The sequence below is a fragment of the Microcoleus sp. AT3-A2 genome, from assembly GCF_036705685.1.
Taxonomy (GTDB): domain Bacteria; phylum Cyanobacteriota; class Cyanobacteriia; order Cyanobacteriales; family Microcoleaceae; genus Microcoleus.
Genome location: NZ_JAUBVF010000029.1, coordinates 70,876 through 81,753, shown reverse-complemented (window position 1 = coordinate 81,753; position 10,878 = coordinate 70,876). Strand labels below are relative to the sequence as shown.

Below are 10,878 nucleotides of genomic sequence, written 5' to 3'. Positions count from 1 at the left end.
CGCAATGCTCACAACTTCCCTCTCGACTTGGCTGCTGGTGAAACAACTCCCGTAGCTTTGGTTGCTCCTTCTATCAATGGCTAAGTTTTAGTTTTTGATTAACAAAAAGCGCTCCTAGAAATAGGGGCGCTTTTTGTTTGGGAAAAAAAGATTTTTCTCGGCTAACAGTCAACAGTCAACAGTTGACTACACACTCCAACTTTTTGAAGTCGTATATTATGGAAAAATCATTATGAAAGGTAAGTCAGATGGTTGTCGCAATTTCTAAACAAGGATTGAGTACAGGTGCAGCCTTCCTGTCAAACGTGACATGGGAGACTCTGGAAAAGTTGGATGCAGATTTGGTAGGAACGGGGGCACGTTTAACTTATTTGGATGGGTGTTTAGAAATTATGGCCCCTTTATCTGAGGCCCACGAAGAACCTAAAAGCACTTTAGGCCAGCTTTTAGAAATTTATATGCGGATGAGAAATATTCGTTTCTACGGGCGCGGCAGTACGACGATCGGGATAAAGGAATTGGGCGCACGGAAAGAACCGGATGAGTCTTATTGTTTGGGTACGCGCAAGTCAGTTCCAGATTTGGCGATCGAGGTGAGAGTGACGAGTGGTGGAATTGATACGCTGGAAATCTATCGTCGGGTGGGTGTGCAGGAGGTTTGGTTTTGGGAGGATGGTGTAATTTCGGTTTATTGCTTGCGTCCAACGGGATATGAGTTGGTGAGTAAGAGTGAACTGTTGGCGGATTTGGATTTGCGATCGATCGAGTTCTATTCGCGTATGGCAGACCAATATGATGCGGTGAATGCTTTTATGCGATCTTTGTAGAATAGAAAAGAGTAATTCGGTGGTTTAATTGCGTTGCGATCGGGTGAAATCACCTATAGCTTATATAAGATTTAACTTGCACTGAATGTATGCTTTGAAGACGGGATTGAGAAAAAACATCGATCGCGTTCCTACTAACACTTTTTCCACTAAGCCGCGTCGCGCTAAAGATTGTATGGCTTGCCAAAATTCTGGTTGGGATAATTCACTATCAGTAGGTTTTTGGGAAATATCTACAGTTTGATTTTGAGTGGCTAACCAGTATAACGCCTTTTTTTCGGCGTCTAATAAACGCTCTAAGTGAGATTCTAAGATGGGTTCTAAGTCACCCAAGAATAAATCATTTACCTCGGATAAAAACAGGGAAACGCTACCATCAAACAACTCCAAAGTAGTTGCAGCAATGATATTTAGCCAGGAAGGATGACCTTGATAAAGGGCGATCAAGTCTGACCATTTTTCCTCATCGACTAATCCTTTTTGTTGAAAAATTTCTGCGGCTTCTTCTCCTAACCCTTTGAGGTGTAAGCTTCGCGTGGAGAGGTTTTCGGCTTCTAAATTCGCGATTTCTTTGGGCTTTTCCCAACTGAGGAGGATTAAACAACTCTGATGAGAGGATGTGGCAATTTGTTTAAAAAATTTGCCATAGTCTTCATAGCCTGCTAAATATTGACCGGCTAATTGACTACCACTAAAAATATTCTGTACGTCATCAAGAATGACTAGACAGCGAGAAGATCGGAAATAATCGAGGATTGTGGGTAATGGGGGTTGTTGCGATCGCCCAAAAAATTGCTTGAGTTCGGTTTTGACGGTTGAAAGTGCGGGTGTGTGGGTGAGGCTTAACCAAATAATATAATCAAATTCGGTTTGAATTTGTTCGATGAGTTTGAGGGCGATCGCACTTTTGCCAATTCCGCTTAAGCCGTAGACGGTAATCAAGCGGGTGTGGGCTTGCAAAATCCATTGTTTGAGGGTGGAGAGTTCTGAGGTGCGATCGTAAAAGTAAGGTAATTCCGGTGCGTCTGTTAAATCGATGATTGGCGATCGGGCTTGATTTTGGGGAGATTCAAGGGGAAAGGGCGATCGTGTTTGTGTATCTTTGATAGTTTGTATAAATTGACCGCCAATATTAATATTATCAACTTGTAATAAACAGTGACCTGATTTTGAATTTTGATAACCCCTATCTTTTTTCTCTAACTTAGAACGAAAATTATATTTTTTGAGGTTTTCTCCTAATTCCTCACCCAGCTTTCCCCATAACTTGGCAGCTTCTTTTTTAACGTGAGATTCACTACAATTAAACTCTTTAGCTATTTGAGGATATTTTTGCCTTTGCCAAACACCCGTCAGTATTGCTTCCTGTATAGGTGTGAGATGTTCTCCAGTTTTATCAACACTCAAATTATTCGCCCATTCTACAACATCTTCAAAATTCATGGGTCAGGGTTGAACGAGGTTTACTGAACTATATCCTACTAAATCCTACTTTGTCAACCGATTTATACCAAATTTTACTAAATACGTTCAGGATGGTTAAAAATTTTGGGTGCTAAATCCAACCGGTTTGAGTTGTCATATCTCAGGTAAATGTTGCAAACTATAAATTAGTTTAAAGAGTTAGGAGGGTATGTATTATGGATTTTTTAGTTGCCATACCAAGTTTTATTATCCACTTGATCTCCAGTTTATTTTCTTGGGTTTTTAGTGTCTTATCGGGAATTGTAGGTATTTTTCTATTGCCAGTTAAGCTCGTATGGGGATTATTGATGGGGGTTGGTAAAACACTAATTTCAATAGTATTATTACCAACTTTATTATTTTCCCACCCTGCGGACATCTCATTATCGCAACCTGTTGTCGCGACAAATCCTACAATTCCTAATAACAATCTGGAACTAATATTCAATGATATAAAGCGGCTAGAATTCGCAGGCAGAAATATGGAGCCTTTGAGAACTCAAGAAAGATTAGGACAGTGCGGTGACAAAATGCGAGAATACCAAAAACAAGCCGAAAATTTAGTTGAGATTACCGATGCTCTGCCCATGTCCTATAAGGTGACATTAGGGATAGCGGCTGGAGATCTCAAGTCTTGCGTGTCTTGTATGAGTTCTGCCCAAGACTCCTGCAAGCTGGTTCGCATGGGTCTCAGTGATTACCAATCAATGATGAGTGAAGAGTAAGCAATAGCAAAACAACTTAAGAGGGTATGTATAAATAAAAGCAATTGTAGAGTGGGTCAGGGAAAATAAATCTCCAATTGGAGAAGAGGACTTGCCCTGACCCACTGTTATCTCCACATTTAACTAGCGAGGCCCAGCTTCAATAGCAGAATTAGCTATTTGAACAAGCGTTTCCTCTCGCCCATTCTTCATCGTTACTCGGTACAAAACTCCTTGATACTGCCATTCAACTAAGGCCGTGCAGTAAGCACCGCAGCCATTAGAAAAAACTCCTTGTGTTCTGCCGGCTAATTGAATGGTTTTGAATTCACTCCTGAATCCTCTAGGCGGTGCTTGGGCTGGTTCTCCGCCTCTTTCTGCTGAGATACTCCCGATATAGCAAGGCGTACTGCTGCAATTAGGTATGTGGCCCATTTCAACACTATAGCCATTTGTTTCTACTCGGTTTTTTAAGTAAATTTTTTCTGAGAATGGAAGCTGACTGGGGAGAAAAATTGGTACTCTCGTCTTACCTTCAATCTGCGATAGAATTTCACGAACAGGAAAAGAAATACTCGATCGAGAATTACCACCTTCAGAATTAGCAGACTGAGGGCGAAACCCTTGCACAAAATTCGTCCACCGCTGAATTTTATTACCAGTAATATCTAAAATAGGAATTGAACGAGTCCTCGATATTGGCCGCCCAGCCTCCCCCTGAGAATATTCGATTCCAGTACGCTCTGGTTTCCCTAAACCATAAGTATTAGCAATATCGCTAGCCAACTGACAGTTGATTCTGAATTGCCCCATATCAATTTTACCATTTCCGGCGCGGTAGTACCAAGTTCTACCGCCAGCGTTGGGTATCTCCTGACAGTCCGAATATGTCACCTCAAACATCTTGGCAATATGCACGTCATAGAGGCGCAATTGACCCCCATAAGCAGATTTTGTGGTATTGGTTTCTGACACCGTAAGGGTATAAGTTCCTTCCGCGTGTTGCAATCTCATGGGAACTTGTGTTTGAGCGATCGCCCCTGGTATACTCTGAATGGAAGTTAGTGCTCCCCAACTCAAAGTAATAGCACCCAAACTTGTTAGCAATAATTCTTTTGTGCCTCTCATTTGTCCGTTGAAAACTATTGGATAGTTGTATTATAGAGCTTTAGTTTAGCTGAAAAAAAAGTTTTGCTTCTTCCTTGGTTACACACACTATATTTGTTGGCCATCAAATACCGATCGCCCATCCTCTACCATCCCCTGTTACAGGATGAAGAAGCGCGATGATCGCACCTCTTCAACAACCTCGACCCCTCCTCATGGGATAAAAAGCCGACTTACACCCATATAAGTATTAATATCAAGCACAATTTCAACCAAACGAATTGCACAACGCTGCCGATATTCAGAGTCATTCAACAAGCGGTCAGCATCGCCAATAGTAATCACCGGTAATGATGTAGAAGTAATTTCCTCGCGCATCACTTGTTCCAGAGAGTTCTCACCCTTCATACTCCGATTCGCGGTCAATAAAATCATCTGGTTTGATTGAGCCAACCGCCAAACTACCCGATCGTCACTATCGATCGGCAGACTCACTTCGTCAAAGGTGATAAATCGAATGAATACCCAATCTAGCCAGCCACTACTCAAAATGCTACCTGAGAGAAGTACGGCGTGTCCTCTCAAATTATGATCGACTAAAAAATTCATGGCTGAGACTTAAATTTTGCTTTTGCTGCTTCAAGTTTTGCTCGAATAGCTTCTTGACCAGGTTGTGGTGGTTGCGCCGCAATTCTTGCAATCAGATCGCGATTTTTTTCTTCATAGTACAGCCGCAATTCTTCAGCTTCCTTAAGAACCATTTGATACTCAGCTTCAACATCAGCGCGATTTGTCTCAATATAAGCTAAAGCCGCGTTAATTTGTTCATCTGTAAGATCAAACAATCCTCTGATAAACTTAGGCGGATATTGAGCCGTCACATAGTCCATGATGTCGTAGATGGTGATGCGCGTACCTGCGATCGTCAGTCCTCTTTCTGTACGGATGATAGCTGTTTGTTGGTTGGATATAGTTGTCATCTTGATAGCCTCCTAGAAGTTATCTTTATATTAATTACTAGCTGATTCCTCGAAAGTGGATTTTATGATATACTAACTATTAGCAGACAGAGGGCGAAAGTCTTGTACAAAATTCGTCTACCGCTGATTTTTATTACCAGTAATATCTAAAATTGGAATAGCACGAGTCCTGGATATTGACCACCCAGCCTCCCCCTCAGAATATTCGATCGCACTACGCTCTGGTTTCCCTCAACCATAAGTATTAACAATATCGCTAGCAAACTGACAGTTGATTCTGAATTGCCCATATCAATTTTACCATTTCCGGCGCGGCAATACCAAGTTCTACCGCCAGGGTTGGGTATCTCCTGAGAGTCCGAATATGTCACCTCAAACATCTTGGCGATATGCACGTCATAGAGGCGCAACTGACCTCCATAAGCAAATTTTGTCGTATTGGTTTCTGACACCGTAAGGGTATAAGTTCCTCCGCTCAAGTTCAAGATATTTTCAAGGGAAATACTCAAAACTTGTCAAAAGTCGGCGGCCCGGCGGGCCCGATTAAAGTAATTAACAGACCGGCAGTTAGCGGCACTCACCAAATGTTTAAAGAACAAGTGCTCGGAGGTGGCGAGTTTGGCACGACGAAAAATATTACCACGCTCGATCGAGATGCGACAACTCCTCTGCTGCAAGCTTTAGGCAACAACGGCATTGGCTATGCGACTTTCGCTCAAGTAGTCAATCAGAGAACGGTGCGCGTTGTTCCAGTCAACGGTGCAACGACGGATGCGGGTAACTATCCTTACCAGCGGCAGTTGTACTACGCCTACAAAAATCCTCCTAGCCAAGCAGTTAAGGATTTCTTGGGCTACGCCACTTCTTCGGAAGGACAAAAAGCCATGCTGGTTGGAAATTGAGCCTTTGCAAACATCGGACATTCAGTGAAATAGTCCACCCGACTGAAGTCTGGCGCTACACAAGCTTGCGTCCGCGCTGGCGGACTTCTTCTTTAACCCACGTAGGTCGGTTTTGTTTGTGTAGGCGCGGTTTCCAGCCGCAGGCAACCCTACAAACATCAAAATACTATTCCTTTGTCATTGCTGAACTGATAGGCTAATATTCGATGTAATTTAAAACTTAAGGTTTTTCTGTGAGCAAAAGTCGCGAACCCGTCGAAAGTTTACTTCTCTACTATTTATTCAAATGGTCAATTGTCAGCCCGATGCTGCACCTGTACTTTCGGGGCCGCATCTATGGTGCAGAAAATGTTCCAGCAGAAGGGCCTGTGGTAGTAGTCAGCAATCACGCCAGCGATTTTGACCCGCCGATTTTGTCGAATTGCATGAGGCGACCCGTCGCATTTATGGCAAAGGAAGAGTTATTTAAAGTTCCTATTTTGAAACAGGCAATTACGCTTTACGGTGCTTATCCAGTCAAGCGGGAAAGTGCCGATCGCAGTGCAATTCGATCAGCTATCAATTCTTTGGAAAATGGCTGGGCGACGGGTGTATTTTTGCAGGGAACTCGCACCCCAGACGGCAGAATTACTGAACCGAAATTAGGGGCGGCGCTGATAGCTGCTAAGGCAAAAGCGCCACTGTTACCTGTTAGTTTGTGGGGAACTCACGCGATTTCCTCGAAAGGTTCGGGAATGCCGCGTCCGGTGCCGCTGACGGTGCGAATTGGCAAGCTAATTGAAGCGCCCGGTTCGTCGGATCGCGAGGAGTTGCAAGCCTTGACTCAAAGATGTGCGATCGAGATTAATGCCATGCACGATTTGGGTCGCTGATTTTATAACTTTTGTTGCGGTTTTTCAGGTTATATCTACAGATAGATGAATGCTGAAGATAAACATCGAAAAATATCAATATAAGTGATTGAAAACAAGCGCAATAATTAGGCTTGAATTTGAGTTTAATTTTACAGGGGATAAGAAGAAAGATATGGTAACAAGCAATCAAACCCGCGCGTTGGGATTGTTTTCTAACCGCGAAGATGCCGAGCAAGCTCTGGCAGAATTGAAATCTTCCGGGTTTCCAATGGATAAAGTTTCGGTTGTTGCTAGGGATGCAGGTGAGTCTGTAGGCGATACTCAAACGATCGCTCAGGTGGGCGATAAAAATCTAGACACAGGAGCAGGAGTGGTAGCAGACACTCTGACAAATAGTGCTTTAGCCACCGTGCTAGTGGGTCTCGGAAGTTTAGCTATTCCCGGAATCGGGCCGATGATTGCAGCGGGGACTTTCGGGGCGTCACTGGTGGCTAGCGTAGCAAGCACTGGCGTCTCGGCGGCGGCTTTCGGTGGGGTGGTGAAGGCCTTGACTGACTTGGGAATTCCCGAAGAAACAGCTAGAATTTACACCGATCGCCTGCACGCCGGCGATTATTTGGTGGTAGTAGATGGCACTGAGGATGATATTAGTCGGGCTCAAGGGATTTTCAGCGGTCGGGGCATTCAAAATTGGGGCGTTTTTTAAACAAGAATTGTGCACCAAGTCTATCCCTAGGGCGATGCACATTTCACCCTTGGTAAGGACAATCAGCTCAAATTTACTACCCGACTTTTGTTTGAAAATTAGCCCATCGCTCCCCCCTAAATTAAAAAGGGGGGAACCGGAAACGGTGTTTATTCTGCCAGAAAGGGGATTGAGATTCGGCTAAAACCGCTATCTAGACGTGGTTTTAGTCTTAAGTTGACATTCATTCATTGCCCACCCGCTCCCTACAGGTAAATTATTGATTTTTATCGCTTATCTTGTGATGCTGAGGCGGTGACATAAGCAACAGCTAAAGGCGAAATTTTTTCTGTAACTGCTGCGATAATTTGGCGATCGAAGTCAGTCCAAACTCTGGGGCGATCGAACATACAAGGCTGCAAAACCCCCCACAATAAGCCGTCAGCACAAAGGTGAGCGTGAATCAAAGCTCGATGTCCGAACTCTTTTGCCTCAAAATTTTTGTTGACAACTTCAGGATTTGCTGTCTCAACATCCTCAACAAAAATCGACGGTTCAGTTCGCAAAGCTGCTGCAAATAAAGGGTCTTCTTCCCCTAAAGATTCGGGTTCTTTTTTCCATTCCGCGTCCCCAATCTCTGGAAAGTTTGAGTTGCGACGCCAGCAGTAAGGTACTCTGCCCATTTGCGTTTCAGGATTGCGGAGGTAGAGAAAGACCCGATCGCAATTTAACACCTCCCCTAAAGCCGACACCAAAGCCGAAAAAACAGCATCCGGCGTTTTGCTGTCACTCAAAATTTGCTCTAGAACTTGTGGCAGAATTTGGTCGCTCATTAACTTTAGCTATTGAAGTTCATCTACTGATTTTAAACTACTCGTTCTATTCTCTTCTCTTAGGCATTGGTCATCAGCGTCTTCCCGGTGTCTTAAATCGCTATAGAAGACAAGTTTTAAAACCAGAGGGAATGGGAAAAAATTTAAAACTTGCTCAATGCTTTCCTTTGTTTATTCAATTCTGGCTTGGCTGAAGTTAGCACCCGTATAACCGGTTGTCAGCCAAAGAATAGCCCTAGCCCCGTCGCGAACAGCTTTTTGCACTGGTTCGGGGGTTCGCCCAGACGGAACTGCCACAGGCTTAAAGCTAATGCCTCGACTGCCGAGTACGATTTCGCCGATAATCTGAGCTCGCCGCATATGATCGTCAGAAGTGATCAGATACACGCTCTCAATCCCTTGAGCTTTCAATTCATCTACCAGGGTGGTAAAATTTGTTACCGTATCCACCGCTCTGTAGTCTAAGTGCAGGCGCTCGGACTCGATTCCCGCTTCCGAAAACACCCATTCCGCGAACTCCGGATTGCTCCCAGACGACACCCAAATCGGCAATTCAGGATACTTCTGAGCAAATTTGGCGGCAAACACCTCTCGCTCCGTAGCCCCACCTAGAACTAACACAGCTTGGGGTCTCTGAAATTCGCTCTTAACCTGCTGATAGCCCAACCAACACGCCATCAAAAGCCCTACTAGGAACCAAAAACTGCGTGAAGTCTTCAAAGGCTTGTAACGCTGCGTGTTTGAATTGATTCTTAACCACATCTAAACCTATAAAAATTTTATGTAACTCACAAAGGAACCATAACAAAAAATACCGCACGTATAGCCCACTAACAGGAATTAAAAATTAAAATTTAAAAAAGGGTCGGGGGATCATAGGATTTTAGATTTTAGATTTTAGATTTTAGATTGACTCTACACTTATGTTGGGGGCTTAAACGGGGGATTTTAGATTTTAGATTTCAGATGGACTCTAGAGAGAGAGGTTCTGTGTAAGTCCTGGTCTTTCAGCAAGTATTCGTCTGTGGGCGAATTCGTTAGCGGATATGCAAAAAAGAGGGGCAAAACTTAAGCTTTCCCCTCCTGATTTTAATTTTTCTTGATTTTTAACGGGACTGGCCGGGTTCGAACCGGCGACCTAGCGCTTCAGATTTGTGTGAGTTTCCCCACTCTCTGGACTATACCTTCACCATAGGCTTGCAGCCTTTAGGTGGTGACCGTCTAGTCTCTAAACCTTCCTGATTTCAATATAGGCGATTGTTTAATCGCGCTGAACTCAGGCTTGGCTTGGTATTGCCTTAGAGTCATAGGAATCCACGAACTCTTTAGGTTTCACCAAATTTGACCACATTCACTCCTAGAGTTTCCTCGCAGGGTGCCCGATTCTTCAGGAGGCGCTTGCTCTATCCATCTGAGCCACAGCCCCAGTTGCTAAACCGTTTTGATTATAGCAGTTAATGTCGATTTTGATTTTTTTTTTGATGATTACCGATCGCCAGTTGCCAGTTTCGCAGCGATGCGGGCAAAGTTTTCTGCTGCAGTAAGTTTACCAGCACCGTAACAGGCGCGCTGTCTCCATGCGGTGACGGGAAGATGTCCGGGGGGAGCATCTTCGTTGAAGGAGAGCTCGCTGTAATATTTCCAATTTTCCTTGACTCGCCAGCCGACTCGATCGCAAAATTCAGTATAATTTGCCCCGGTACTTTCCCAAATCTGCTGCTGCACGCTCAACCCGAACCGCCCGCTGCTGTATTGTTGCCAAAGTCGGTCGATCGTGCGAAGGTCTGTAGGAGGAAAACTGTCAATATCGGCTGCACTCAGCCAGCCTTCGTCTTCCCTGACAGCGATTTGCAGCAAGATTTCCCAAGTGTGTTCATCAGCTTTGCGCCATTTTCCAGTTTCTAATAGCTTTGTCAGTTGGCGGTAGTCCATCCCTACTTCGGAGATAGCTGGAGTTGAGTCAGGTATGGCGCCGATTTTGTCTTCTAGTCGCAGTAGAGTGCTGACAATCAATTCGGGGTTTAGTTGTTCGAGCCGGTACAGAACCCATTCTAACTGAGATTGAATGTATGTGCGGGCGATCGCACCTTGCTGCACTTCCCCCTGCAACTCATCAAATTTAGCTAACCAATTTTGTTGATTGCGGGCCAATTCCCACATTTGTTTTGCCCACTGCAATCTAACTTGTTCTTTTTTTAAATAAGTTTTGGAAGGCTTAGCACGCTGCGGGTAGGGAGTCAAATCCCAGCCGCAAATCGAGCACAACTCTGCTTTTTCTTCTATGTATTCAGCACTGCACACTGGACAGTTAGACATATTGCCATAAATTCGGTTGCCAAGTCATTATATGACATCCGTTATATTAACCATAATTTGAGTTGGTGTGCACGGCTCACCCTACAATTACAGTTTATCAAAAAAAAGGGTTTAAAACCCCGTCCTTCTAGGACGGCTTTCTTCCAGAATAGGGGATACGCGACATACTCGTGCTTGTAAATTTTTGTGAATAATTCGGCAGGCAG

The 10,878-nt window shown here is 44.1% G+C and carries 14 protein-coding genes; 6 read left to right on the top strand and 8 right to left on the bottom strand.

Annotated features, from left to right (window positions below):
* A partial coding sequence (locus QUB37_RS17445; protein WP_333164242.1) for a photosystem II protein D1 occupies positions 1–84 on the top strand: 84 nt, incomplete at its 5' end.
* 164 nt (positions 85–248) lie between these two features.
* Positions 249–827: a Uma2 family endonuclease gene (locus QUB37_RS17440; RefSeq protein ID WP_333164236.1), complete on the top strand. Its 579-nt coding sequence runs from the start codon at positions 249–251 to the stop codon at positions 825–827.
* Between the two features lie 60 nt (positions 828–887).
* On the opposite strand, the gene QUB37_RS17435 is transcribed toward QUB37_RS17440, so the two are convergent.
* Positions 888–2,270 carry an NB-ARC domain-containing protein gene (locus tag QUB37_RS17435; protein WP_333164233.1) on the bottom strand — a complete coding sequence of 461 codons (1,383 nt, stop codon included), beginning with the start codon at positions 2,268–2,270 and terminating at the stop codon, positions 888–890.
* A 197-nt stretch (positions 2,271–2,467) separates the two neighbouring features.
* Between QUB37_RS17435 and QUB37_RS17430 the strand changes: the two genes are divergently transcribed.
* Positions 2,468–3,016 (top strand): hypothetical protein, encoded by a 549-nt coding sequence (locus QUB37_RS17430; protein WP_333164230.1) that lies wholly within the window; start codon positions 2,468–2,470, stop codon positions 3,014–3,016.
* A gap of 123 nt (positions 3,017–3,139) precedes the next feature.
* On the opposite strand, the gene QUB37_RS17425 is transcribed toward QUB37_RS17430, so the two are convergent.
* From QUB37_RS17425 to QUB37_RS17410, 4 genes are all read right to left on the bottom strand, one after another.
* A complete protein-coding gene (locus QUB37_RS17425) occupies positions 3,140–4,123 on the bottom strand; it encodes a hypothetical protein (RefSeq protein WP_333164227.1) in 984 nt (327 codons plus the stop codon).
* 192 nt (positions 4,124–4,315) lie between these two features.
* Positions 4,316–4,711: an ACP S-malonyltransferase gene (locus QUB37_RS17420; RefSeq protein WP_333164225.1), complete on the bottom strand. Its 396-nt coding sequence runs from the start codon at positions 4,709–4,711 to the stop codon at positions 4,316–4,318.
* Positions 4,708–5,082 carry a DUF433 domain-containing protein gene (locus QUB37_RS17415; RefSeq protein ID WP_333164222.1) on the bottom strand — a complete coding sequence of 125 codons (375 nt, stop codon included), beginning with the start codon at positions 5,080–5,082 and terminating at the stop codon, positions 4,708–4,710. Before QUB37_RS17415 ends, QUB37_RS17420 begins: the two co-directional genes overlap by 4 nt.
* A gap of 146 nt (positions 5,083–5,228) precedes the next feature.
* Positions 5,229–5,591 carry a hypothetical protein gene (locus QUB37_RS17410; protein WP_333164219.1) on the bottom strand — a complete coding sequence of 121 codons (363 nt, stop codon included), beginning with the start codon at positions 5,589–5,591 and terminating at the stop codon, positions 5,229–5,231.
* 3 nt (positions 5,592–5,594) lie between these two features.
* Here QUB37_RS17410 and QUB37_RS17405 point away from each other — a divergent pair, with 3 nt between their 5' ends.
* From QUB37_RS17405 to QUB37_RS17395, 3 genes are all read left to right on the top strand, one after another.
* A complete protein-coding gene (locus QUB37_RS17405; protein WP_333164216.1) occupies positions 5,595–5,984 on the top strand; it encodes a substrate-binding domain-containing protein in 390 nt (129 codons plus the stop codon).
* A gap of 233 nt (positions 5,985–6,217) precedes the next feature.
* Positions 6,218–6,856 (top strand): lysophospholipid acyltransferase family protein, encoded by a 639-nt coding sequence (locus tag QUB37_RS17400; RefSeq protein WP_333164213.1) that lies wholly within the window; start codon positions 6,218–6,220, stop codon positions 6,854–6,856.
* A gap of 154 nt (positions 6,857–7,010) precedes the next feature.
* On the top strand, positions 7,011–7,544 hold the full coding sequence (locus QUB37_RS17395; protein ID WP_333164212.1) for a hypothetical protein: 534 nt from the start codon (positions 7,011–7,013) through the stop codon (positions 7,542–7,544).
* A gap of 266 nt (positions 7,545–7,810) precedes the next feature.
* Here QUB37_RS17395 and QUB37_RS17390 read toward each other — a convergent pair whose 3' ends face one another.
* The 3 genes from QUB37_RS17390 to QUB37_RS17380 all read right to left on the bottom strand — a co-directional run bounded on the left by QUB37_RS17390 (position 7,811) and on the right by QUB37_RS17380 (position 10,672).
* Positions 7,811–8,356 (bottom strand): GAF domain-containing protein, encoded by a 546-nt coding sequence (locus QUB37_RS17390; RefSeq protein ID WP_333164210.1) that lies wholly within the window; start codon positions 8,354–8,356, stop codon positions 7,811–7,813.
* A 171-nt stretch (positions 8,357–8,527) separates the two neighbouring features.
* Positions 8,528–9,118 (bottom strand): YdcF family protein, encoded by a 591-nt coding sequence (locus QUB37_RS17385; protein ID WP_333164207.1) that lies wholly within the window; start codon positions 9,116–9,118, stop codon positions 8,528–8,530.
* Between the two features lie 723 nt (positions 9,119–9,841).
* A complete protein-coding gene (locus tag QUB37_RS17380; protein WP_333164204.1) occupies positions 9,842–10,672 on the bottom strand; it encodes a GUN4 domain-containing protein in 831 nt (276 codons plus the stop codon).
* Between the last annotated feature and the right edge of the window lie 206 nt (positions 10,673–10,878).

Coding starts and splice junctions, on each gene's coding strand:
- QUB37_RS17440 (WP_333164236.1), top strand. CDS start 249: ATGGTTGTCGCAATTTCTAAACAAGGATTGAGTACAGGTGCAGCCTTC.
- QUB37_RS17435 (WP_333164233.1), bottom strand. CDS start 2,270: ATGAATTTTGAAGATGTTGTAGAATGGGCGAATAATTTGAGTGTTGAT.
- QUB37_RS17430 (WP_333164230.1), top strand. CDS start 2,468: ATGGATTTTTTAGTTGCCATACCAAGTTTTATTATCCACTTGATCTCC.
- QUB37_RS17425 (WP_333164227.1), bottom strand. CDS start 4,123: ATGAGAGGCACAAAAGAATTATTGCTAACAAGTTTGGGTGCTATTACT.
- QUB37_RS17420 (WP_333164225.1), bottom strand. CDS start 4,711: ATGAATTTTTTAGTCGATCATAATTTGAGAGGACACGCCGTACTTCTC.
- QUB37_RS17415 (WP_333164222.1), bottom strand. CDS start 5,082: ATGACAACTATATCCAACCAACAAACAGCTATCATCCGTACAGAAAGA.
- QUB37_RS17395 (WP_333164212.1), top strand. CDS start 7,011: ATGGTAACAAGCAATCAAACCCGCGCGTTGGGATTGTTTTCTAACCGC.
- QUB37_RS17390 (WP_333164210.1), bottom strand. CDS start 8,356: ATGAGCGACCAAATTCTGCCACAAGTTCTAGAGCAAATTTTGAGTGAC.
- QUB37_RS17385 (WP_333164207.1), bottom strand. CDS start 9,118: ATGTGGTTAAGAATCAATTCAAACACGCAGCGTTACAAGCCTTTGAAG.
- QUB37_RS17380 (WP_333164204.1), bottom strand. CDS start 10,672: ATGTCTAACTGTCCAGTGTGCAGTGCTGAATACATAGAAGAAAAAGCA.